The organism is Rhodococcus sp. NPDC059968, assembly GCF_042738615.1.
Lineage (GTDB): Bacteria > Actinomycetota > Actinomycetes > Mycobacteriales > Mycobacteriaceae > Rhodococcus_F.
In genome coordinates this window covers 1-22,650 of sequence record NZ_JBHWUE010000060.1, presented here as the reverse complement: position 1 = coordinate 22,650, position 22,650 = coordinate 1, and the positions used below count along the sequence as shown (strand labels likewise).

The following is a 22,650-nucleotide window of genomic DNA, read 5'->3' as shown; positions in this document are numbered from 1 at the left end:
CTTGGGCTGGGAGGGGAGCGGATTGGGCTGATATCGAGTTTTGGACGACGCGGTGGGTGTTCACGCGCCGAGGGTCTTGCACTCTGTACGCTCTGCGTACTAACATAACGCTGTGCGTACACCACTACTGTGCGCGCAGTCACATTGAAATGTCAACCCCGAGTCCGAATATGCACACGAATCGCTGGTGGAGGCCGCAATGACCGAGAGCGATCGCGATTACATCCAGAGCATCGAGCGCGGCTTCGCAGTGCTCCTCGCGTTCGACGCGCAGCGTCCGAACCCGACGCTGGCAGAACTCGCCACGGAAGCGGGACTGTCGCGCCCCGCGGTCCGCCGGATCCTGCTCACCCTGCAGAAGCTGGGGTACGTCGCCGGGTCGGGAGGCCGGTGGTCGCTCACCCCTCGCGTGCTCAGCATCGGACAGCACTACTCGGAGTCGCACGCACTGATCGAGGCCGCGATGCCCCGACTGCTCGAGGTGGCCGAGAAGACCCAGGAATCCGCGTCGCTCGGCGTGCTCGACGGCGCCGACGTGGTCTACGCGGCGCGCGTCCCCGTCCGCCGGATCATGAGCATCAACGTCTCCGTCGGCACCCGCGTCCCCGCGTACGCCACGTCCATGGGCCGTGCACTCCTGGCCTGGGCCCCCGCCGACGTCGTCGAGCGGGTGGTCGCCGAGTCCACGTTCCAGAAACTCGGGCCCGAAACCATCAGCACGCCAGCCGAACTCGAGCGGGAACTCGCCAAGGTCCGCGAACAGGGATTCGCACTGACATCCGAGGAGCTCGAGAAGGGTTTGATCTCGCTGGCCGCCCCCGTCCGCGACGCCGGCGGCACAGTGGTCGGCGTGGTCGCGTGCTCCACGTCGTCCGCGCGCAACACTCCCGCGCAGTTCCGGGAGCAGGCCGTTCCGTGCGTTCTCGCCGCCGCGGCCGCCCTGAGCTCGGACATGGGTTACGCCGGCTGACGGCGTCACGTCGGTCAGATCGGGTCGAGCACGAAGTCGCAGGAGACCTCTCCGCCGGCACCGAGGCCGACGAGCGACTCGACGGCGGACGCGACTACCTCACGCGATGCGCCCGGTGTCGGCACCAGGCGCGTCTCGAGCGGCCGGAAGCCACGCGCATGCACGACGACGTTGACGTGACCGACATCGGCTTCGCCTCGGGCGCTGGAGAATTCGCAAGGCGCGGGCTGCACGGTCGAGATGTCGAAGCGGCCCCCGGCGCACGTGACGACGATGCCGCGCAGGTTGTTGCGCAGAATCTCGACAGAGTACCCGGAGTAGCAGCCGTCGGCGTCCGCGTGCCAAATCTCGAGCTCCGCCCCCGACAGTGGTTCGCCGTCGCGTGACCGCACGACCCCCGCGATGCGCAGCGGGGTTCCCGGTTCACCGGGGAGTGCCGCGAGGTTCGCCTTCCACGGCAGTACTCGCTGCGCGGGGAGGTAGAACTCCCGATCGACGTGGTCGAGGCCTGCTCGGTCCACGTGAGGTGCGGTCGTCGTCGACGTCGAGGTCATCACCTGATCCGATCACTCTCGTACGCTGTGCGTACATGGAGAACGCTGTGCGGTCGTTGTCGAGTGTGCGCGTGGTCACAGGCATTCGTCAACCTGGGTCCGTTCACATCGCGGACGGGTCGGTCCGGTGCATCTGTGGGATAATTTCCCCGCCACCGGCGGACAACGACGTTTCGCCGTCCCCGGTTCGCGCCCTCGTGCCGGCCACGTCGAATTCCCGAGGATCACATCGATGACCACGCCTCCCCGCAGCATCACCCTCCGCTTCCTGGCCGCACCCACCGAGGTGGCGACGCTCGGAGGGGCCGTCCAGGGGGGCCGGATCCTCGAATGGATCGACAAGGCCGCCTACGCCTGTGCGGTCGGCTGGAGCGGGAGCTACTGCGTCACCGCATACGTGGGAAACATCAAGTTCACTCGCTCCATCGAGTCGGGACACCTCGTCGAGGTCGAAGCGCGACTCGTCCACACCGGGCGCTCGAGCATGCACATCCAGTGCACCGTGTCGTCGGCGGACCCGCGCACCGGGCAGTTCACCGAAGCCAGCAACTGCCTCATCATCTTCGTCGCCGTCGACGATTCCGGTAAGCCCACGAGCGTGCCGCCGTGGAAGCCGAACACCGCTTCCGACCGCGCCGAGTCCGAGGAGGCGGTCATGCGCATCGGTCTGCGCGCCGACATCGAAGAAGCGATGAGCAAACAGAGTTACACCGACGCGGGCACCGCACCGGAATCGCTCACCCGCTTCCTCGCCGCGCCCACCGACGTCAACTGGGGCGGCAAGACGCACGGTGGAACGGTGATGCGCTGGATCGACGAGGCCGCCTACCTGTGCGGCACGTCGTGGAACGGCACGCCGTGCGTGTCCGTCTACGCCGGCGGGGTCCGGTTCTACCGCCCGATCCAGATCGGTCACGTCGTCGAGGTCGACGCCCGCCTGCTGCACACCGGCGCGCAGACCATGCACATCTCGGTGCACGTGCGGTCCGGCGACCCGCGCACTCGCGAAATGAACCTCACCACGCACTGCCTCACCGTCGTCGCCGCCGTCGACGAGGACGGCGCCGCAACGGCAGTGCGGCAGTGGGTTCCGCAGTCCGACGAGGATCGCAAGCTGGAGGCGCACGCCCGCGAACTCATCGCCCTCCGCGACCGGGCACGAATCGGCGCCCTGGCGTAGCCCGCCCGAGTAGCGTCACGGGAAACGGTCTACCCGCGGAAGGAGCGGGGGGATGCCTGGGAACCGTCCACTCGACGTGCAGTTGTCCCGGCGGCGTGTGCTGCAGTGGGGAGCGGGAGCCGCCCTCCTCGGGCTCACCGGGGCCTGCGCCCGCAGCGACGACACGGAGGGCGCGATCGGGCCCGACTCTCCGGAGGTGCGCGCATACGCCGAGGCCGAGGAACACCGGTTCCCCGCCGGCAGGCCGGTGGCCTACGAGCTCTCCGCGACGCAGTCCGACGTCGACATCGCAGGTACGCGCACCGCCGCGTGGTTGTACAACACGCAACTGCCGGGCCCGATCCTGCGGGCGAACGTCGGGGACAGGGTTCAGGTGCGGTTTCGCAACCAGCTCCCGGATTCCACCACGGTGCACTGGCACGGGCTGGCCATCCGCAACGACATGGACGGGGTCCCGGATGTCACGCAGGCTCCGATACCGGCGGGCACAGAGTTCGTCTACGACTTCATCCCGCCCGACCCGGGCACGTACTGGTACCACACGCACGGCGACCTCCAGCGCGGCCGCGGGCTGTACGGGGCCCTGATCATCGACGATCCCGGGGCACCCGCGAACTACGACGCCGAATTCGTCGTCGTCCTCTCCGACTGGTTGACCGACCGCACGCCGTCGCAGGTCTTCGACGAACTCCGCGGCGGGCGAATGACGTCCATGCCCGAGATGACGTCGCCCGTGCTCGGCGGTGACTCCGGCGACGTCCGGTACCCGGTGTACCTGCTGAACGGGAAAGCACCCGGCGATCCGACCGTCTTCACGGCACGGCCGGGGCAACGCGCCCGCATCCGGCTGATCAACGCCGGCGACGACACCGCGTTCCGGGTCGCGCTGGGTGGCCACCGGCTGACCGTCACGGACACGGACGGTTTCCCCGTCGAACCGGTCGACACCGACTCGGTGCTGATCGGCATGGGCGAGCGGTACGACGCCGTCGTCACCCTGCAGGACGGGGTGTTCCCGCTGGTCGCGGTCGCCGAGGGGAAGGGCGCGCAGGGATTCGCGATGGTGCGCACCGGCGGCGGCGCAGCCCCCGACCCCGCCGTGGCGCCCCGTGAGCTGGGCCCTCCCCCGCTCACCGTGGCCGACCTGCGGGCCACCGACGCCGTCCGGCTCCCCGTGGTCGACCCGGGTGTCACCCTGGAGGCGAAGCTCGGCGGCGACATGAAGCAGTACGTGTGGACGGTGAACGGCCAGGCCTATCCCGACCACACCCCGCTGACCGTCCACCGGGACCAGCGAGTGCGGCTGGTCTACACGAACCCCACGATGATGTTCCACCCCATGCACCTGCACGGGCACACGTTCGCCGTGGCCCGCCCGGACGGCTCCGGACCGCGGAAGGACACCGTGATCGTGCTCCCCGGGCAGACCGTCGCCGCCGACATCGACACGACGAACCCCGGTCAGTGGATCACGCACTGCCACAACGACTATCACCTCGCCGCCGGCATGGCGACGATCTTCTCGTACGTGAGCTGACGCCGGACCGTCAGCCCCGGAGCGCTTCGGAGGGCGCCTCGCCGTACTTCCGCCGGTACGCCGCAGCGAACCGGCCGGTGTGGGTGAAGCCCCAGCGCATCGCGACCTCGGCGACCGTCGACGAACCGTCCGCGCGCAGCAGGTCGTCGTGGACGCGTTCGAGCCGAACGTCCAGCAGGTAGTCGCGAGGGCTCACCCCGACGTACTCCTGGAATCCCTCCTGCAGGCGGCGGACCCCGACACCCGCGATCTCGGCCATCTCGGCCGCCGTCCACGCCCGCGCGGGGTCGGCGTGGATCTCGTCGATGACGCGCTTGACGATCCGCGGCCGAGTACCGGCACCGGCCGTCTCGTCGTCCGGAATCGCCGCCAGGACCAGCGCCGTGGTGACCGCCCCCGACAGTTGCTCGGCGACGAGAGGGTTCGTGTAGATTCCGTCCGACCGCAGCATCTGGTCGAGCAGCGACCGCACCAGAGCCAGCCAGCTGGCACCGTTCTCGCTGGTCAGGTCCAGCTGCGGGGGCAGTCGCAGTCCCGGCCGCGCCAGGATCCGTGCCATCTCGCGGTGCAGGTAGTCGCGGTCGACGCGCACGCCGATGATGGAGCAGTCCTTGCTCCAGGCGGTGATGAGCGTCGTGGTGTCGGGCGGGCAGATCGTTCCTGCCCCGGGCACGGACGACACCTCGTGCTTGCCGGTCACCGATTCCAGATGACCCGACAGCGGCACGTTGATCGCATACGCGCCGGGGTGGTCCGACTGGATCGACACGTCCGCGCCCCAGCCGATATGCGTGATCTTCACAGGTCCGAGTTCCACCGCCTCCGCGACGGTGTTGCGCGCGTTCGACCTGTTCAGCGGCGTCAGCCGATGCGGGAAGTACACGTCCGACACCACGTGCGACGCTTCGTCCCAATCTTCGGCGCGAACCAGCTTGGACGTGGGCTGCATGGCACCAGTGTGACCACGGACACCTTCGATTGCAATTTCCACGGTGATCCAAGTCACTGCGCAAAGCGGATCACCTCCGCGCTCAGCGGATCGACGCACGGTGCTCACGGTCGTACTTTCGTCCGTACCTCATCAGCGCGCCGGACAGGAAGGGAGGCTCCGACCATGGAGCAGCGCGAACTCCGGAACATCTTCGGGCAGTTTGCCAGCGGAGTCACGGTCATCACATGCGCCAACTCCGAGGGCCTGCCGCACGGAGCGACGGTCACCGCCTTCACCGCCGTCTCGATCGAGCCGAGACTGTGCCAGATCACCCTGACCCGAAAGTCGAAGGCCTGCAACTACTTGAGCAAGGCGCCGTTCGCCGTCAACATCCTCGCCGCAGACCAGGTGGACACCGCGATGCATTTCGCCGGGCGCCCGCAGAACCCCGAACCCGTGTGGGCCGACGGACCGACCGCGCCCGTCATCTGCGGCGCCGCCGCCACATTGTCGTGCCGGCCGTGGGCCGAGTACGACGGCGGCGACCACATCATCTTCATCGGTGAGATCGTGGCTGCCGACTCGAGCGGCAAGGATCCGCTGCTGTTCTACCGGAGCACGTTCCACGACCTCGGCTCACCGTCCGCGTCGGCCGCGTGGAACGGATCGATGGACGATCCGAACAGCGGCTGGTTCGACTCCACCACCTCCTTCACCCCGTTCCATCTTCAGCCCGTCAACTGACCGCCGAATCCGAAAGGACATTCCATGACCACCACCGAAAGCGCTCCCGAGACCACGCTCGACCCGACGAAGGTCAACCCCGCCGCCGACTGTGAAGCCAACCGCACCGCGAACTTCGCCACCCGCCCGATGACCGGTGACGAGTACATCGAGTCGCTGCGCGACGACCGCGAGATCTGGCTGCACGGCGAGCGCGTCGAAGACGTCACCACGCATCCGGCGTTCCGTAACCCGATCCGGATGACCGCGCGTCTCTACGACTCGATGCACACCGGTGAGCACGTCGACAAGGTCACCACCCCCACCGACACCGGCAACGGCGGCGTGACGATGCCGTTCTTCAAGGCCCCGACGTCCTCGGACGACCTGCTGAAGGAACGCGACGCCATCGCCACCTGGGCACGCATGACCTACGGCTGGATGGGCCGCTCCCCCGACTACAAGGCCTCGTTCCTCGGCACCCTGCACGCCAACAAAGAGCTGTACTCCCCGTTCCAGGACAACGCCGAACGCTGGTACAAGGAATCGCAGGAGAAGGTTCTCTACTGGAACCACGCGATCATCAACCCGCCCGTCGACCGCCAGCTCCCGCCGGACGAGGTCGGCGACGTGTTCATGAAGGTCGAGAAGGAGACCGACGCCGGCCTGATCGTCTCCGGCGCGAAGGTCGTGGCCACCGGCTCGGCCATCACCAACTACAACTTCATCGCCCACTACGGCCTGCCGATCAAGAAGAAGGAATTCGCCCTCATCTGCACCGTCCCGATGGACGCACCGGGCGTGAAGCTGATCTGCCGGTCCTCGTTCACCCAGAACGCGGCCGTGATGGGCACCCCGTTCGACTACCCGCTGTCGAGCCGGATGGACGAGAACGACACCATCTTCATCTTCGACAAGGTGCTGGTGCCGTGGGAGAACGTCTTCATGTACGGCGACGTCGACAAGATCAACGGCTTCTTCCCGCAGTCCGGGTTCCTGCCCCGCTTCACGTTCCAGGGCTGCACGCGTCTGGCCGTGAAACTCGACTTCATCGCCGGCATGCTGATGAAGGCCCTCGACGCCACCGGCGCCGGCGGCTTCCGCGGAGTGCAGACCCGCGTCGGCGAGGTCATCGGCTGGCGAAACCTGTTCTGGTCACTCACCGAATCGATGGCACGAAACCCCGAGCCGTGGATCGGCGACACCGTCATCCCCAAGCTCGAATACGGCCTCACGTACCGGATGTTCATGATCCAGGGCTACCCGCGCATCAAGGAGATCATCGAACAGGACGTCGCATCCGGCCTGATCTACCTGCCCTCGAGCGCTCGCGACTTCAAGAGCCCCGACGTCCGGCCGTACCTCGACAAGTACGTCCGCGGCTCCGACGGCATGACCGCCGTCGAACGCGTCAAGATCATGAAGGCCCTGTGGGATTCGATCGGCAGCGAGTTCGGTGGCCGCCACGAACTCTACGAGCGCAACTACTCCGGCAACCACGAGAACGTCAAGGCCGAACTGCTGTTCGCCGCCGAGAACCGCGGCGACGTCGCGTCCATGAAGGGCTTGGCCGAGCAGTGCCTGTCCGAGTACGACCTCGACGGCTGGACCGTGCCCGACCTGATCGGCAACGACGACGTCTCGTACTTCGGCAACAAGTAACCGCTCGACCCCACAGACGCACCCTTTCTCCGCAACCGCACCCGAAATAGCTTCCGAATTCGGGTGCGGACGCGGAGAAGGGGTGCGTCTGCGTGTCCAGGGTCCTGCCGTCCGATCCCGGCTCGTGTGCGCATGCCGGACACGTCCTAGTCAGTACTCGGTAAATACCTAGTGTGATGCAGCGCACAGGCTGCAAGAGTGGAATCCATTGCCGGACCCGGGCGCCCTCGCAGGGCGCAAGCCCCCCGGAGATCTTGGAGGATCCCATGACTGAAACCCTGTACACAGCGCCGTCCGACGACGTGCGCGCCAAGTTGGCCGACGCACTCATCGAGGACGCGGAAACCGGTCGCTACCAGGTGCGACGTAGCGTATTCACCGACGAGGACCTGTTCGAACTCGAGATGAAGCACATCTTCGAGGGCAACTGGATCTACCTGGCCCACGAGAGCCAGATCCCGAACGTCGGCGACTACTTCACCACGTACATGGGCCGCCAGCCGATCGTGATCTCCCGCAACAAGGAGGGCGAGCTCAACGCCCTGGTGAACGCGTGCAGCCACCGCGGCGCCATGCTCTGCCGGCGCAAGACGGACAACCGGACCACGTTCACCTGCCCGTTCCACGGCTGGACGTTCAACAACTCCGGCAAGCTCCTCAAGGTCAAGGACCCGCGCGAGGCCGGCTACCCGGAACAGTTCAACAAGGACGGCTCCCACGACCTCACCAAGGTCGCGCGGTTCGAGAACTACCGCGGATTCCTGTTCGGCAGCCTCAACGCCGACGTGCCGCCGCTCGAGGAACACCTCGGTGACACCACGAAGATCATCGACATGATCGTCGACCAGTCGCCCGACGGCCTCGAGGTCCTGCGCGGTGCGTCCACCTACACCTACGACGGCAACTGGAAGCTGCAGACCGAGAACGGCGCCGACGGTTACCACGTGTCCGCCACCCACTGGAACTACGCCGCGACCACGTCGCGTCGGGAGTCGGGCGAGTCCACCAACGCCACGAAGGCGATGGACGCCGGCAAGTGGTCGAAGCAGCAGGGCGGGTACTACTCGTTCGACAACGGTCACCTGCTGCTGTGGACCAAGTGGGCCGACCCCGCCAACCGCCCGCTCAACGAGCGTCGCGAGGAACTCGTCGCCGAGTACGGCGAGGACCGTGCCGACTGGATGATCGGTGTGTCCCGCAACCTGTGCCTGTACCCGAACGTGTATCTGATGGACCAGTTCGGTTCGCAGATCCGGCATTTCCGTCCGATCTCCGTCGACAAGACCGAGGTCACCATCTACTGCATCGCCCCCAAGGGTGAGAGCCGGACGGCACGCGCCGCGCGCATCCGCCAGTACGAGGACTTCTTCAACGCCACCGGCATGGCCACCCCGGACGATCTCGAGGAGTTCCGCTCCTGCCAGAAGACGTACCAGGCCGGTGCCGCACCGTTCAACGACCTCAGCCGCGGTGTCACCCACCAACTCCAGGGCCCCGACGAGGACGCGAAGAAGATCGGCATCAACCCCATCTCCAGCGGTGTGAAGACCGAGGACGAGGGCCTCTACCCGATCCAGCACGGCTACTGGGTGCAAGCACTCACCAAGGCGCTCGACGCCGACGTTGCCGCGAACAACCGCTGAGGGAGACGACGAACATGACCGCAGTAGCCGAAAGCACTGTCACCCAGCACGACATCGAGCAGTTCCTCTACCGTGAGGCCCGCTACCTCGACGACCGCGAGTTCGAGAAGTGGATCGAGTGCTATCACCCCGACTCCGAGTTCTGGATGCCGGCGTGGGCCGACGACGGTGAACTGACCACCGACCCGATGACCGAGATCTCCCTGATCTACTACGCCAACCGTGGCGGCATCGAGGACCGGGTGTTCCGCATCAAGACCGACCGGTCCAGCGCGACGAGCCTTCCGGAGCCGCGCACCGGTCACAACATCTCGAACGTCGAGGTCACCGACCGTCGCGGCGACGTGGTGGACGTCCGGTTCAACTGGTTCACGCTCTACTTCCGGTACAACACGGTCGACACGTACTTCGGGAATTCGTTCTACACCATCGACTTCTCCGGTGAGCAGCCTCTGATCCTGAAGAAGAAGGTCGTGCTCAAGAACGACTACATCCACCACGTGGTCGACATCTACCACATCTGATTTCTTCCCCATTCTTCGCGAATCGAGCTGTTTTCCATGACTTTCCAAGTTGCACTGAGTTTCGAGGACGGGATCACCCGCTTCATCAAGTGTGACGGCGACGAGACGGTCGCCGACGCGTCCTACCGCGCGCGCATCAACATTCCCCTCGACTGTCGAGACGGGGCGTGCGGCACCTGCAAGTCGCTCTGCGAATCCGGCACGTACGACGGCGGCGACTACATCGAGGAAGCGCTCACCGATGAAGAGGCGGAGCAGGGTTACTGCCTTCCGTGCCAGATGATGCCGGAAAGCGATCTGGTACTGCAGATCCCGACGACGTCCGACGTCGCCAAGACCGCCGCAGGCACCTTCTCCTCGACGGTCACGGAGATCCGCAAGTTCTCCGACACCACCATCGGGTTCACGATCGAGATCGCGAACCGGGACGACCTCGTCTTCCTCCCCGGCCAGTACGTGAACATCACCGTTCCCGGGACCGAGGCGACACGCTCGTACTCGTTCAGCACCGGACCCACGTCGAAGGAACTGTCGTTCCTGGTCAAGATCACCGACGGCGGCCTGATGTCGGAGTACCTGCGTAGCCGCGCACAGGTCGGCGACACGCTCGAGCTCACCGGCCCGATGGGAAGCTTCTTCCTCCGCGAGCAGAAGCGTCGCGCCCTGCTGCTGGCAGGCGGCACCGGACTGGCCCCACTGCTTTCGATCCTCGACAAGATGCGCACCGACGCCGCCGACCACCCCGTGCACCTGGTCTACGGAGTCTCGTCCGACGCGGACCTGGTAGAGCTGGACAAGCTCGAGGAATACACGAAGTCCCTGCCCCAGTTCACGTTCGACTACTGCGTGTCGGACCCGGCGAGCAGTGCGCCGAACAAGGGGTACGTGACCGGCCTGTTCGAGCCCGCACACCTGAACGACGGCGATGTGGACGTGTACCTGTGCGGTCCGCCGCCCATGGTCGAGGCGGTGCGCGACCATCTGAAGTCGGAGGGCGTCACGCCGGCGAACTTCTACTTCGAGAAGTTCAACAACGCGGCGACGCCGAGTGGGTCCGAGGCGTCCGCACCGGCGGCGGCGGACGCGGTCGAGGCGGCCCCCGAGTACGAGATCGGCGAGGAACACCAGCCGCTGTCCGAATCGGGCGCACAGTTCGACGCCCGCATGGCGCTCGAACTCGGTGCGATGGAACTGACCATCGGCCGGATGACGAAGGAACAGCTGTCCGAGTACCGGATCCTCGCCGAGACCTCTTGCGAATCGATCGAGAACGATCACTTCACGGACGCCGGCGCCTTCACCGACACCAACGCCGCCTTCCACGAATTCCTGTTCCGGTGCACCGCCAACGACGTGCTCCTCGAGGCGTACAACCGCCTGGAGGTCACGCAACTCATGACCAAGGTGCTTCGCACCGCAGACTGGGTGGACGAGCACATCCAGCACGACCACCTCGACATCGTCGCCGCCTTCGAGAAGGGTGACCGGGCCGCCGCCCACGACCTGATCATCAGCCACAGCGCGCACGCGAAGGCCACCATGTGCCGCGCCATCGAGAGGAGTGCCGTCGCATGAGTGGACTCGTCACTCCGCACCGCTTCGACGGCAAGGTCGTCGCAGTCACCGGCGCAGCGCAGGGCATCGGCCTGACGGTCGCGACCCGACTCGCGGCAGAGGGTGCGTCGCTGATTCTGATCGACCGCGCCGAACTCGTCCACGAGGTCGCGAAGGGATTGCGCGAAAACGGAACCGACGCGCACAGCATCACCGCCGATCTGGAACAGTTCGCGGACGCCGAGGCCGCGATCGACGAGGCACGGCAGCAGCACGGCCGGCTCGACGTGCTGATCAACAACGTCGGCGGCACCATCTGGGCCAAGCCGTACGAGCACTACACCGCCGAGCAGATCCAGGCGGAGGTGCAGCGCTCACTGTTCCCGACCCTGTGGACGTGCCGCGCCGTCCTCCCCCACCTGATCGCGCAGCAGTCGGGCACCATCGTCAACGTGTCCTCGGTGGCCACGCGGGGTGTCAACCGCGTGCCCTACGCGGCGTCGAAGGGCGGGGTCAACGCCCTGACCGCTTCACTCGCTCTCGAAGCCGCGCAGTACGGAATCCGCGTGGTGGCCACCGCTCCCGGCGGCACCGAGGCACCCGCTCGCCGTGTTCCCCGCGGCCCCGGCGCGGAAACCGATCAGGAAAAGGTCTGGTACCAGCAGATCGTCGACCAGACCGTCGACTCGTCCCTGATGAAGCGGTACGGAACGCTGGACGAGCAGGCCGCGGCCATCGTCTTCCTGGCCTCCGACGAGGCCACCTACATCACCGGGACGGTCCTACCCGTCGCCGGCGGCGACCTCGGCTAGCAGCCGACAGATCTCGACCGCCTCATCGGCGGGGCGCATTGCATCGTCTCGCCGATGGGGCATTTCTTTATTCGAATTCGATTGTGATACAGCGCACATACGAGTACGGCCCGGTTTCCCGTCACACCCACCGAGCGGAGATCACCATGAACCCCTCCACCACCCCCGACACTTGGGCAAGCCCGAAACACCGCAGTGCCGTCACCTGGGTCGTCGCGATCGCCACGATCGCGATCATCTTCGACGGCTACGACCTGGTCGTGTACGGCACCATCCTCCCGACGTTGATGAACGATCCCGGCCAACTCGGCGAGATCTCCGCGCAGCAGGCCGGTGCACTGGGCTCGTACGCGCTGATCGGTGTCATGGTGGGCGCACTCACCGCGGGCGCAGTGGGCGACTACCTCGGCCGGCGGCGGATGATGCTCGTCAACATCGCCTGGTTCTCCATCGGGATGGGACTCGCCGCGTTGGCCACCAACGTCACCATGTTCGGCCTGCTGCGATTCTTCACCGGCATCGGGGTCGGCGGCCTCGTCGCCACCGCCGGTGCGATGGTGGCGGAGTTCGCACCTCCCGGAAAGCGGAACCTGTACAACGCCATCGTCTACAGCGGCGTCCCCGCCGGCGGGGTGCTCGCGTCCCTCCTCGCGATTGTCCTGCGCGACACGATCGGCTGGCGTGGCCTCTTCTGGATCGGCGCACTGCCCATCGTGATCCTGCTACCGCTGGCGCTCGTGAAACTGCCCGAGTCGCCGAAGTGGCTCGTCGCCCGCGGGAACGAGGACAAGGCCCGCCGCATCTCCGAACGCACCGGTATCCCGATGCCCGGCGCCGACGAGATCGCCGCGGAACGGGCATCGGTCGAGAAGGTCGGCTTCGCCGCACTCGCGACGCGCCGTTACGCCTGGGGCACTGCTCTTCTCGGAATGATGAGCTTCTCCGGCCTGCTGCTCACCTACGGACTCAACACGTGGCTTCCGAAGATCATGGAAGACGCCGGTTTCAACGCGAAGGGTTCGCTGTCGTTCCTGCTCGTCCTCAACGGCGGCGCGATCCTCGGCGGTCTGATCGCCTCCAAGGTCGCCGACGGCATCGGACCGCAACGCGTCGTCGCCACGACATTCGGGCTCGCCGCGCTGGCCCTGATTCTCCTGACGCTCGGTTTCCCGCTGCCGGTGCTCCTCGCGTCCGTCGCCGTCGCCGGAGTCGGCACCATCGGCACCCAGGTCCTGATCTACGGCTTCGTCTCCAACTACTACTCGACGTCCGCGCGCGGCGCCGGAGTGGCCTGGTGCGCCGGATTCGGCCGGCTGGGCGGCATCTTCGGCCCCCTGATCGGCGGAGCACTGATCAGCGCCGGCATCAGCAGCCAGGTGGCGTTCTACGTCTTCGCGGGCATCGCGGTTCTCGGCGCATTCGTCACCTTCTTCGTTCCGCGTGTACGGGCCACCCGCGGCGAGGCGGCGGCCGCCTACTCCACCGTCCAGGTGTCGTGACCGGTCAGCAGGCGCTGCAGCGAGCCGTCGTCGACGGGGTCCTTCTCCCGAGAGATCTCGTTCTGCAGGCGCACCATGTCGTCGTACGTATCCCGCGTGACGCTGCGGAACACGCCGGTCACGGTGTGGGTGAGGTCCTGGTCGGAGAGCCGCGACAGCGCGTACGCGTAGTCGGGGTCGTCGGTGTGGGCGTCGTGCACGACGATCTCGTCCCGGTCGACATCGGCAGTCGCGACCACCTTCAGACCGAAACCGGCTCGGACGACGGAGTATTCGCCGGCAGACCCGAAGACGATCGGCTCCCCGTGGGTCAGCGGGATGAGGCGCTGCTCGGAACCGTCCTTGCGTAGGACGTCGAACGAGCCGTCGTTGAAGATCGGGCAGTCCTGGTAGATCTCCACGAACGACGTGCCGCGGTGCGCCGCCGCCTGCCGCAGCACTTCCGTCAACCCCTTGCGGTCCGAGTCCATGGCGCGGGCCGCGAACGTAGCCTCGGCTCCCAGCGCGAGGGACAGCGTGTTGAACGGGTGGTCCACCGACCCCAGCGGCGTCGACTTGGTGACCTTGCCGACCTCCGAGGTCGGCGAGTACTGCCCCTTGGTCAGCCCGTAGATCCTGTTGTTGAACAGCAGGATCGTCATGTTGACGTTCCTCCGCAGAGCGTGGATGAGATGGTTGCCCCCGATCGACAGCGCATCGCCGTCGCCGGTCACCACCCACACCGACAGGTCGGGGCGCGTCACCGCGAGACCCGTCGCGATGGCGGGCGCGCGACCGTGGATCGTGTGCAGGCCGTACGTGTCGAGGTAGTACGGGAACCGGCTCGAGCATCCGATGCCGGAGACGAACATCAGGTTCTCGCGTCGGAGTCCCAACTCCGGCAGGAAACTTCGGATCGTGGCGAGAATGACGTAGTCTCCGCAGCCCGGACACCAACGGACCTCCTGGTCCGACGTGAAGTCCTTGGCCTTCTGCGGTTCGTCGGTCCTGGGCACGTGCGCGGTGGCGCTCAGGCCCAGATCCGCACCGACACGACTGATCATCCGTGTCACGCCGATTCCTCCTGCCGGGGTCCGGTCGATCGGTACGTCGCCGACGCAAGCGCGTCGGAGGTCTTCGCAAGCTCGTGCTCACGCAACGTTCCGGCCAGCGCGGAGTCGATCACCTCGTGCAGTTCGTCGCCGAGGAAGGCGAGCCCCTGCACCTTGGTCACCGATTGCACGTCGACGAGAAACCTCGAACGGAGGATCATCGCGAGCTGGCCCAGATTCATCTCCGGTGCGACGACGGTCCCGTAGCTGCGCAGCACAGCACCGAGATTGACGGGCAGCGGGTTGAGGTTGCGCACGTGCACGTGGGCCACCTTCTTGCCCTCACGGCGGGCACGTCGGCAGGCCTCACCGATGGGCCCGTAAGAGCTGCCCCACCCGACGAGCAGCAGGTCGGCCTCACCCGAGGGATCGTCGACGACCACGTCGGGAACGGCGATTCCGTCGATCTTGGCCTGGCGCAGGCGCACCATGAGGTCGTGGTTGGCGGGATCGTAGGAGATGTCGCCGCTGCCGTCGGCCTTCTCGAGACCGCCGATGCGGTGTTCGAGGCCGGGAGTGCCCGGTATCGCCATGGCACGGGCGAGCGTCTCCCGGTCGCGGGCGTACGGTGCGAATTCGCCGTCCACCGGGGGTGCCGTGTCGCAGCCGGGGTCGATCCGGTCGAGTTCGGACACGTCCGGGATGGCCCACGGTTCGCTGCCGTTCGCGATGGCGCCGTCCGACAGCAACAGCACCGGTGTGCGGTACGTGAACGCGATCCGGGCGGCCTCGACCGCGGCATCGAAACAGTCCGCGGGTGAGCGCGGCGCGATCACGGCGACCGGCGACTCGCCGTTGCGCCCGTACATCGCCTGCAACAGGTCCGACTGCTCGGTCTTCGTCGGCAGCCCGGTGGAGGGGCCACCGCGCTGGACGTCGATGACGAGCAGCGGGACCTCCGTCATCACCGCCAGCCCGATGGCCTCGCTCTTCAGCGCCAGTCCGGGTCCGGATGTGCTCGTCACACCGAGCGCACCCCCGATCGACGCGCCCAGCGCCGCGCCGATTCCAGCGATCTCGTCCTCGGCCTGGAACGTGGTGACGCCGAGATTCCGGTGCTTGCTCAGCTCGTGCAGGATGTCCGACGCCGGCGTGATCGGATAGGTGCCGAGGAAGACGTCCCGCGCCGCCAACCGTCCCGCGGTCACCACCCCGTAGGCCAGGGCCGTGTTCCCGGTGACCTGGCGGTACGTGGCGGGTGGAAGCGTCGCCGCGGACACCTCGTAGGTGGTCGCGAAACTCTCCGTCGTTTCCCCGTAATTCCACCCGGCCCTGAACGCGAGCAGATTGCCCTCCGCGATCTGCGGCTTCGCTGCGAACTTGGTCTGCAGGAACCGCTCGATGCTGTGGGTCGGGCGGTTGTACATCCACGACAGCAGCCCGAGCGCGAACATGTTCTTCGCCCGCTCGCCGTCCTTCCTGCTCAGTCCGGCGGGTTCGACCGCGCCGACCGTCAACGTCGACATCGCCACCGGGTGCACCACGTAGTCCTCGAGTGAGTCGTCGTCGAGGGGGCTGGTGGCGTATCCGACCTTCGCGAGATTCCGCTTGGTGAACTCGTCCGTGTTCACGATGATCATGCCGCCGCGCGGCAGATCGGCCAGGTTCGCCTTCAGCGCCGCCGGGTTCATGGCGACCAGGACGTCCGGGCGGTCGCCGGCCGTGAGAATGTCGTAGTCCGCGATCTGGATCTGGAACGACGACACACCGGGGAGCGTGCCCTGAGGCGCCCGGATCTCGGCGGGGAAGTTGGGCTGGGTGGCGAGGTCGTTGCCGAACGCCGCCGCCTCCGACGTGAACCGGTCGCCGGTCAACTGCATGCCGTCGCCGGAGTCTCCGGCAAAGCGGATCGCCACCCGCTCCAGCTTCGTGGAGTTAACCTCCGTCGTCATGAATGCACCGAATCCTTCGACTCGCAGTCGTTCTGACCAGCAGCTTCTAACCTCACGGTACAAGCGTTCCCAGTTTTCGCCAGGAACACGCCGAAATCAGGCGTCGCGATACGGTGAGTGGTGTGAGTGACCCAGGGAACATCGAGCTCGTCGGGCGTTCCCGCGAACTCGCCGAACTAGAGTCGATCCTGTGTGAGGCGGCCGAGAACGCGCCCGTCGTCGTGGTCGTCGAAGGCGTGCCGGGCATCGGCAAGACGACTGTGGTGGAAAACTTCCTCGCGGCGCATCCCGACCTGCCCGCGTTCTCCGCGGTCTGCGACCCGTGGGCTTCGGGCCATCCCTTCGGGGTCGCCGAACAGCTCCTGGGTGCGGCGGTGACGTCGGAGGACCCCCTGGACGTCGCTCGCGAACTCGTCGCGGCGGTGGATCCGCCTGCCGGTGACGCGCCGTTCGTCGTCGTGCTCGACGATGCGCACTGGGCAGACCTTCCCTCACTGCAGGCGCTGAGCTCCGCCGTGCATCTGCTCGACCGACCGGCAATGATCGTCCTCGTCACGAACTCGGAACCTCCCGACGGTGTTCCCGCGGACGTGCTCGATCTCCTCGACCGACATCGCCGGCATCGGATCCACGTCCGCCCGCTCGATGCATCCGATACCCGCGAACTTGCGAATACCCTTGCGCATGTCGATCTTCCGGCCCCGGTGGCGCACCAGCTCGTTCAGCACACTGCCGGGAATCCGCGGCACCTCACGCAACTTCTGCAGGAGGTCGATCCGAGCGCGTGGGGCCAGTGGCAGCCGGTCCTCCCGGTGCCCCGCACGTGCGCGGCGAAAGTGCAGTCACAACTGTCCGCGTGCTCAGCGCCTGCCCGGGCGCTCGTCGAATCGGCGGCGGTACTCGCCGGGGATCCCCGATTCGCCGACGCCGCCGCGCTCGCCGCCATCGAGAACCCGGTGGAGGCGCTCGACGAAATCCATCGGGCCGGCCTCCTCACCGTCGGCGAGCATCGCGGCGTGACCGTGCTGACCTTCCCGTCACCGCTGACCCGGGCCGCCGTCTACCGCGGCCTCGGGCCCATCCGACTGCGTGACCTGCACGATCATGCCGCACGGATCGTCGACGACGAGGGCAGGCGGCTTGACCATCGCGCCGCTGCGGCGCCGTTCGCAGACCCCGCGCTCGCGGACGAACTGGACACCTACTCTGCGCAGAGGGCGACCGTCGGGGCGTGGTCGGCCGTCGCGGACGCATTGATCAAGTCGAGTCGCCTGACCGCGGACCGCGGCGAACGCGAACAACGCCTCATCCGGGCCGTCGACGCTCTCGTCGGTGCCAGCAACCTTCCCCAGGCACTGGCTTTCGCACCGGAGATCGAGAGCTTCCCCGAAAGTCCGTTACGCGACGCCGTACTCGGCTACCTCGCAATCCTCCGGGGACGACCCGCGGAGGCCGATCTGCTGCTCACCCAGTCGTGGACCGCATGCGACCCGGATACCGATCCGGCCACCGCCGCGCTGATCTGCCAGCGCCGCGTCCTGGACTCACTCGTCCGCTGGCACGGACCGGACCTCGTCGAATGGGCCAGCCGGGCCGTGGCTCTCGTCGATCCGGGCGATCCGTCGGCCGTCGAATCCGCGGCGATCATGGGACTCGGACTCGCTGCCACGGGTCAGATCGTGGAGGCACGGGCCGCCTACGACACGCTGTCCGCGAAGATCGCCCTCGGTGCCCAGTCCCAGCGCTTCGACATGGCCAGGGGTTGGCTCGACCTGGCGCTGGACGATCCCGAATCGGCGCGCCAGGAACTCGAGAGCGCCGTCCCCACCGCGTTCCGGATGGGCTCGACCCGCATCTCGCTGTGGGCGCAGGCCTGGCTGGCGCGAACGCAATTCGCCCTCGGCGACTGGAGCGGCGCCATCGCCACGGTCGACCGTGCCGGACACCAACTCGAGGACGCCGCGCTCGACCTCGTCCGGCCCCTCGTACACTGGACCGGCGCGCAGACACACGCGCTGCGCGGAAACTGGCCCGCCGCGCAGGAGCACCTCCGCCTCGCGGCAGCGAGTTCGCACGACTACCCGATGATGTTCATTCCGTCCGCCCTGGCACGCGCCCAATGCGCCGAAGTGCAGGCCGACTACGCCGCCGTGATCAGGGCGCTCGAGCCTCTCACCCGTCTCGAGCCCCGCGAGGGCATCGACGAGCCCGGCTTCTGGCAGTGGCCCGACGTCTACGCGAACGCTCTCGTGATGGCCGGACGCGTCGACGACGCGGACGCCTTCCTCACCCCGCACGAGGAACGCGCCGCGGAGCGCGGGCACCGGTCGGCGATGGCACGTCTCGGATACGCCCGCGGTCGCGTCGCCGGCGCGCGTGGCGACATCGATGCCGCCCGGGACGTGTTCGAGACGGCTTTGACGCACCTCGACACCCTTCCCCTCCCCTACGATCGTGCCCGCGTGAACTTCGCATACGGCCAGACCCTGCGCCGGGCAGGCAAGCGGCGCGAAGCGGACGCCGTCATGCAGGCGGCCCGGGAGGGGTATTTCGCGCTCGGAGCCACCTCCTACGTGCAGCGGTGCGACCGTGAACTCAAGGCCGGCGGCCTCAACCTCAAACGCAGCCGGTTCACGCTCGAGGAACTGACTCCGCAGGAACGGGCCGTGACCGAACTCGTCGCGGGTGGAGCCAGCAACAAGGAGGCGGCGGGCGAGCTGTTCCTGTCCGTCAAGACCGTCCAGTACCACCTGACCCGGGTCTACGCGAAACTCGGTATCCGCTCGCGCAGCGAACTCGCGGCGCAGTTCCGCGACCAGGACTGACATCCGAGGTGACGGGAACCTACCCCGAGGGTGCCTGTTCGGGGCACCACAGTCCGGCCAGGCTGGATCTCGACCGATGCAGCCGAGCCACCGGAGTACCGAGATGGATGACACGATCGACGCAGTGCAAGCCGACCGCGACCTGAAGAACAAACACCGCGCCATGTGGGCCCTCGGCGACTACCCCGCCCTGGCCACCGACATCATCGCCGGCCTCGGCCCCGCCCTGGTCCGGGCGAGCCGGGTCAGGCCCGGTGACCGTGTTCTCGACGTCGCGGCAGGCTCCGGCAACGCCGCCATTCCCGCGGCGCTGTCCGGCGCGAGCGTCGTCGCCGGTGACCTCACCCCCGAACTGTTCGACGCCGGACGCCGCCGGGCCGCCGAACTCGGAGTCGAGGTGGAGTGGCGCGAGGCCGATGCCGAGGCAATGCCGTTCGCCGACAACGAATTCGACACCGTCATGTCGTGTGTCGGCGTCATGTTCGCCCCGCACCATCAGGCGAGCGCCGACGAACTCGTCCGCGTCTGCCGGCCGGGAGGGACGATCGGCCTGCTCAGCTGGACCCCCGAGGGCTTCATCGGCCAGATGTTCGCAACGATGAAACCGTACGCACCCCCGCCCCCTCCGGGCGCGCAGCCCCCGCCGCTGTGGGGTCGCGAGGAACACGTCCGGGCGTTGTTCGGCCACCGGGTCACCGACATCGTGGCCACCCGGCACACGGTGCGCATCGACCAGTTCCGGTCGCCGGAGGACTTCCGCGACTACTTCAAGACCCGCTACGGTCCGACCATCGCGGTGTACCGGAACATCGCCGACGACCCCGCCCGGGTCGCCGCGCTGGATCACGAACTCGCCGATCTCGCACGCCGTTTCGACTACGGCACCGGCGGCACCGTGATGAACTGGGAGTACCTCCTGCTCACCGCCCGGAAGTGGTAACGGGTTCGACTGCAACAGCCACCGGGTTCAGTCGTGGCCGTGCTTGTTCCAGAACTGGTGGGTAAGCCCGCTCGGGGAGGTGACGGTCTCGACTGTGAAGCGGTCTTCGATGCCGTTCAAGCCCTCCCAGAGGGATACGCCGCGCCCGAGGGTGATGGGCACGATCACCAGGTGCATGAAGTCGATCAAGTCGGCTTGCAGAAACTGCCGCACGGTCGAGGGTCCTCCGCCTATACGGATGTCCCGACCGTTGGCAGCTTCCCGGGCCATGCGCAGCACCTCATGGGGTGGCGCGTCCACGAAGTGGAAGCTGGTTCCGTTCGGAAAGTCGATGCTGGGGTGTGGATAGTGGCTCATGACGAACACCGGTGTGTGAAATGGCGGTTCGTCGCCCCACCAGCCCCGCCACCCGTCGTCGGGCCAATCGCCGGTTTGGGGGCCGAACTTGCGACGGCCCATGATCTCCGCGCCGATGCCCTGGCTCCACAGGCTCGTCACGGCGCGGTCCAGGGTGACTGGGGCGTCTACCCGGTCGACCCCGTGAATGACGCGTCCGTCGAACCAATCGAATAGCCGTTCGGCACCGCCGATCGGGGCGTCGAACGTCACGTGCTCGCCGGCGGCATAGCCGTCGAGGGAGATATTCATATTGTGGATCCGGGTGCGGGGCATGGGCGATTCCTCCAATGATCGGATGAACGGGATACACATAGACAGACCGGAAGAGACGGCCGGACTCATCGCGGAACGTTGAAAATCGTATTCCGTTGGCCGGCACTCTGCGGCTGTAACCTGACGGCGCAGCGGCCCGCATGCCATCCTCGGGGGATGGCACGAACGTGGTTGTCGGTGACCGTGGAGCTGCTCGGCGGGCGCGGCGAGGAACTGTGGCCGTGGCCCGGCCGCGTGTTCGCGGTCGGGCCGTCGCACACCTTCATGGACCTCGCGAATGCGGTCAACGACGCCTTCGCCCGGTGGGACAGGTCTCACCTGTCGATGTTCACCCTTGCCGATGGACGAGTGGTCACCGACACGGAGACGGGGGCCGAGATGGCGGGGTCGATCGGTGGGCCCATTGCGGAGCCGGTGGACATCGAGTCGGCCAAGGTCGCTCGGCTGCTGGCGCCCGGAGCGGAGTTCCAGTTCACTTTCGACCTGGGTGATGACTGGATCCACCGCTGTGTGGTGGGCGCCGACAAGGTCGACCCCGTACAAGTGCTGGGCATCACTCCACCGAGTCCACTGCCGTACTGGGGATGGGGCAGCATTCCGGACCAGTACGGGCGCCGGTGGGCCGACGACGACGGGGACAGTCGGGCTCCGCGCAGACCACCCCAGCCGCATCCGATGCTGCTGCACGCGTGGCCCGGACGTGAGCAGATGCCCCCGCTCGACCTGTCCGATCTGCGCGCAGCCATCGTGGCAAAAGATGCGGACCGCTTCCTCGCCGCGGTGCGCGGCCGTGACGTCGACGACGCGCTGCAACAGGTGGGGGCCGGTCTACCGATGGCACTGGAACAGCGACGGGATCAGGCCGAGCCGGTGACACTGTCGGTCGTCAACCGGCTGACGTGGCGCGCCGGCACGGGTGACGAGGTGCTGGCCGAGGACCTGCTCGCGTCCCTGCGCCGCGAGCCGCTCGCAGGGCGGGTGGCGCCGGTCGACCTCGCGATGCTCGGTAGCGAACTGGAGGGCGATCCAAGCATGTCGGCCGGTGGCTACGTCGACCTGCACACCGGGGACGTGTACGACGCCAGCAGCACTGACCCGATGATGGTCGGGCAGGACGCCGCCGTCGACGTGGAGGAGGAGCCCGACCGTTGGCTCCGGTTCGACTGCACCGGCTCGCGGGATGGCTGGCGGGACATGGCGGCCTTCGCTGAGCGGCAGAATGATTCGGCGCTGAGGGAGCGACTGGAGCGGGCGATCGAGGGCAAGGGCGCGTTCGGCCGGTTCCGCGACCTCGTCCACCAGGAGAGCCTCGCCGAACAGTGGAACGTCTTCTCCACCGACCGCCAACTGGGTCGAGCCCGCGAGTTCCTCGCCGCCCAGGGTATCCGCGTGGGCTGACAGTCAGCTCACGCCCTGCGCCACCTGTGTCCCTGGCCCGCAGATGAGCGGTCAGCGCTTGACCCTCCGCCCCGATCGTGCCCACGTAACTCAGCCTGCGATTCGGGTATTGCCCGGTCGGGACTTCGTTGCTAGAGTCGAACGTATATGGCGCTCCTGAGGTTTGTGTGGGCGTCATTTCTGCTGTTCAGGGTGGGTTGTGTTGTTGGACGCAGTGGTCGGCGAGTTGCCGGTGAAATGAGG

At 67.1% G+C, this 22,650-nt stretch carries 18 protein-coding genes; 13 read left to right on the top strand and 5 right to left on the bottom strand.

Annotated elements, in window-relative coordinates; genetic code table 11:
* The first annotated feature begins 199 nt into the window (after positions 1 to 199).
* Entirely contained in the window at positions 200 to 970 is a 771-nt protein-coding gene (locus ACFWAY_RS35425) for an IclR family transcriptional regulator C-terminal domain-containing protein (protein WP_378513807.1), read from the top strand.
* Between the two features lie 14 nt (positions 971 to 984).
* On the opposite strand, the gene ACFWAY_RS35420 is transcribed toward ACFWAY_RS35425, so the two are convergent.
* Positions 985 to 1,524 (bottom strand): intradiol ring-cleavage dioxygenase, encoded by a 540-nt coding sequence (locus tag ACFWAY_RS35420; protein ID WP_378513806.1) that lies wholly within the window; start codon positions 1,522 to 1,524, stop codon positions 985 to 987.
* Between the two features lie 232 nt (positions 1,525 to 1,756).
* On the opposite strand from ACFWAY_RS35420, the gene ACFWAY_RS35415 reads away from it, so the two are divergent.
* Both ACFWAY_RS35415 and ACFWAY_RS35410 read left to right on the top strand, forming a co-directional pair.
* The gene (locus ACFWAY_RS35415) at positions 1,757 to 2,704 is read left to right on the top strand and encodes an acyl-CoA thioesterase (RefSeq protein ID WP_378455975.1); all 948 of its coding nucleotides are present in this window, start codon (positions 1,757 to 1,759) and stop codon (positions 2,702 to 2,704) included.
* A gap of 52 nt (positions 2,705 to 2,756) precedes the next feature.
* Positions 2,757 to 4,241, top strand: coding sequence for a multicopper oxidase family protein (locus ACFWAY_RS35410; RefSeq protein ID WP_378513805.1), 1,485 nt, complete (start codon positions 2,757 to 2,759; stop codon positions 4,239 to 4,241).
* A 10-nt stretch (positions 4,242 to 4,251) separates the two neighbouring features.
* Here ACFWAY_RS35410 and ACFWAY_RS35405 read toward each other — a convergent pair whose 3' ends face one another.
* A complete protein-coding gene (locus ACFWAY_RS35405) occupies positions 4,252 to 5,190 on the bottom strand; it encodes an AraC family transcriptional regulator (RefSeq protein ID WP_378513804.1) in 939 nt (312 codons plus the stop codon).
* Between the two features lie 165 nt (positions 5,191 to 5,355).
* Here ACFWAY_RS35405 and ACFWAY_RS35400 point away from each other — a divergent pair, with 165 nt between their 5' ends.
* From ACFWAY_RS35400 to ACFWAY_RS35370, 7 genes are all read left to right on the top strand, one after another.
* Entirely contained in the window at positions 5,356 to 5,916 is a 561-nt protein-coding gene (locus ACFWAY_RS35400) for a flavin reductase family protein (protein ID WP_378455978.1), read from the top strand.
* 24 nt (positions 5,917 to 5,940) lie between these two features.
* Complete coding sequence (locus ACFWAY_RS35395) at positions 5,941 to 7,557, top strand: 4-hydroxyphenylacetate 3-hydroxylase family protein (protein ID WP_378455979.1); 1,617 nt, start codon at positions 5,941 to 5,943, stop codon at positions 7,555 to 7,557.
* Positions 7,558 to 7,823: 266 nt separating this feature from the next.
* Positions 7,824 to 9,200 carry a benzoate 1,2-dioxygenase large subunit gene (gene benA, locus ACFWAY_RS35390; RefSeq protein ID WP_378455980.1) on the top strand — a complete coding sequence of 459 codons (1,377 nt, stop codon included), beginning with the start codon at positions 7,824 to 7,826 and terminating at the stop codon, positions 9,198 to 9,200.
* Between the two features lie 14 nt (positions 9,201 to 9,214).
* On the top strand, positions 9,215 to 9,724 hold the full coding sequence (gene benB, locus ACFWAY_RS35385; protein WP_095868035.1) for a benzoate 1,2-dioxygenase small subunit: 510 nt from the start codon (positions 9,215 to 9,217) through the stop codon (positions 9,722 to 9,724).
* Positions 9,725 to 9,760: 36 nt separating this feature from the next.
* Positions 9,761 to 11,299 carry a benzoate 1,2-dioxygenase electron transfer component BenC gene (benC, locus tag ACFWAY_RS35380; RefSeq protein ID WP_378513803.1) on the top strand — a complete coding sequence of 513 codons (1,539 nt, stop codon included), beginning with the start codon at positions 9,761 to 9,763 and terminating at the stop codon, positions 11,297 to 11,299.
* On the top strand, positions 11,296 to 12,090 hold the full coding sequence (locus tag ACFWAY_RS35375; protein ID WP_378455982.1) for a 1,6-dihydroxycyclohexa-2,4-diene-1-carboxylate dehydrogenase: 795 nt from the start codon (positions 11,296 to 11,298) through the stop codon (positions 12,088 to 12,090). Before benC ends, ACFWAY_RS35375 begins: the two co-directional genes overlap by 4 nt.
* Before the next feature lie 146 nt (positions 12,091 to 12,236).
* Positions 12,237 to 13,589, top strand: coding sequence for an MFS transporter (locus ACFWAY_RS35370; protein WP_378513802.1), 1,353 nt, complete (start codon positions 12,237 to 12,239; stop codon positions 13,587 to 13,589).
* On the opposite strand, the gene ACFWAY_RS35365 is transcribed toward ACFWAY_RS35370, so the two are convergent.
* Positions 13,565 to 14,632: a 2-oxoacid:ferredoxin oxidoreductase subunit beta gene (locus ACFWAY_RS35365; RefSeq protein WP_378513826.1), complete on the bottom strand. Its 1,068-nt coding sequence runs from the start codon at positions 14,630 to 14,632 to the stop codon at positions 13,565 to 13,567. The two genes, ACFWAY_RS35370 and ACFWAY_RS35365, sit on opposite strands and share 25 nt — an antisense overlap.
* A 5-nt stretch (positions 14,633 to 14,637) precedes the next feature.
* Complete coding sequence (locus ACFWAY_RS35360; RefSeq protein ID WP_378513801.1) at positions 14,638 to 16,572, bottom strand: 2-oxoacid:acceptor oxidoreductase subunit alpha; 1,935 nt, start codon at positions 16,570 to 16,572, stop codon at positions 14,638 to 14,640.
* 122 nt (positions 16,573 to 16,694) lie between these two features.
* On the opposite strand from ACFWAY_RS35360, the gene ACFWAY_RS35355 reads away from it, so the two are divergent.
* Both ACFWAY_RS35355 and ACFWAY_RS35350 read left to right on the top strand, forming a co-directional pair.
* Positions 16,695 to 19,397, top strand: coding sequence for an AAA family ATPase (locus ACFWAY_RS35355; protein ID WP_378513800.1), 2,703 nt, complete (start codon positions 16,695 to 16,697; stop codon positions 19,395 to 19,397).
* Positions 19,398 to 19,500: 103 nt separating this feature from the next.
* Entirely contained in the window at positions 19,501 to 20,337 is an 837-nt protein-coding gene (locus ACFWAY_RS35350) for a class I SAM-dependent methyltransferase (protein ID WP_378455986.1), read from the top strand.
* A gap of 27 nt (positions 20,338 to 20,364) precedes the next feature.
* Here ACFWAY_RS35350 and ACFWAY_RS35345 read toward each other — a convergent pair whose 3' ends face one another.
* Complete coding sequence (locus ACFWAY_RS35345; protein ID WP_378513799.1) at positions 20,365 to 21,009, bottom strand: dihydrofolate reductase family protein; 645 nt, start codon at positions 21,007 to 21,009, stop codon at positions 20,365 to 20,367.
* 156 nt (positions 21,010 to 21,165) lie between these two features.
* On the opposite strand from ACFWAY_RS35345, the gene ACFWAY_RS35340 reads away from it, so the two are divergent.
* On the top strand, positions 21,166 to 22,407 hold the full coding sequence (locus ACFWAY_RS35340; protein WP_378513798.1) for a hypothetical protein: 1,242 nt from the start codon (positions 21,166 to 21,168) through the stop codon (positions 22,405 to 22,407).
* The last annotated feature ends 243 nt before the right edge of the window (positions 22,408 to 22,650 follow it).

Bases quoted from the DNA above. Each gene is read 5' to 3' on its own strand.
- ACFWAY_RS35350 (WP_378455986.1), top strand. From the start codon at position 19,501: ATGGATGACACGATCGACGCAGTGCAAGCCGACCGCGACCTGAAGAAC.
- ACFWAY_RS35340 (WP_378513798.1), top strand. From the start codon at position 21,166: ATGGCACGAACGTGGTTGTCGGTGACCGTGGAGCTGCTCGGCGGGCGC.
- ACFWAY_RS35375 (WP_378455982.1), top strand. From the start codon at position 11,296: ATGAGTGGACTCGTCACTCCGCACCGCTTCGACGGCAAGGTCGTCGCA.
- ACFWAY_RS35405 (WP_378513804.1), bottom strand. From the start codon at position 5,190: ATGCAGCCCACGTCCAAGCTGGTTCGCGCCGAAGATTGGGACGAAGCG.
- benB (WP_095868035.1), top strand. From the start codon at position 9,215: ATGACCGCAGTAGCCGAAAGCACTGTCACCCAGCACGACATCGAGCAG.
- ACFWAY_RS35415 (WP_378455975.1), top strand. From the start codon at position 1,757: ATGACCACGCCTCCCCGCAGCATCACCCTCCGCTTCCTGGCCGCACCC.
- ACFWAY_RS35400 (WP_378455978.1), top strand. From the start codon at position 5,356: ATGGAGCAGCGCGAACTCCGGAACATCTTCGGGCAGTTTGCCAGCGGA.
- ACFWAY_RS35410 (WP_378513805.1), top strand. From the start codon at position 2,757: ATGCCTGGGAACCGTCCACTCGACGTGCAGTTGTCCCGGCGGCGTGTG.
- ACFWAY_RS35425 (WP_378513807.1), top strand. From the start codon at position 200: ATGACCGAGAGCGATCGCGATTACATCCAGAGCATCGAGCGCGGCTTC.
- ACFWAY_RS35360 (WP_378513801.1), bottom strand. From the start codon at position 16,572: ATGACGACGGAGGTTAACTCCACGAAGCTGGAGCGGGTGGCGATCCGC.
- ACFWAY_RS35345 (WP_378513799.1), bottom strand. From the start codon at position 21,009: ATGCCCCGCACCCGGATCCACAATATGAATATCTCCCTCGACGGCTAT.
- benC (WP_378513803.1), top strand. From the start codon at position 9,761: ATGACTTTCCAAGTTGCACTGAGTTTCGAGGACGGGATCACCCGCTTC.
- ACFWAY_RS35370 (WP_378513802.1), top strand. From the start codon at position 12,237: ATGAACCCCTCCACCACCCCCGACACTTGGGCAAGCCCGAAACACCGC.
- ACFWAY_RS35420 (WP_378513806.1), bottom strand. From the start codon at position 1,524: ATGACCTCGACGTCGACGACGACCGCACCTCACGTGGACCGAGCAGGC.
- benA (WP_378455980.1), top strand. From the start codon at position 7,824: ATGACTGAAACCCTGTACACAGCGCCGTCCGACGACGTGCGCGCCAAG.
- ACFWAY_RS35365 (WP_378513826.1), bottom strand. From the start codon at position 14,632: ATGATCAGTCGTGTCGGTGCGGATCTGGGCCTGAGCGCCACCGCGCAC.
- ACFWAY_RS35395 (WP_378455979.1), top strand. From the start codon at position 5,941: ATGACCACCACCGAAAGCGCTCCCGAGACCACGCTCGACCCGACGAAG.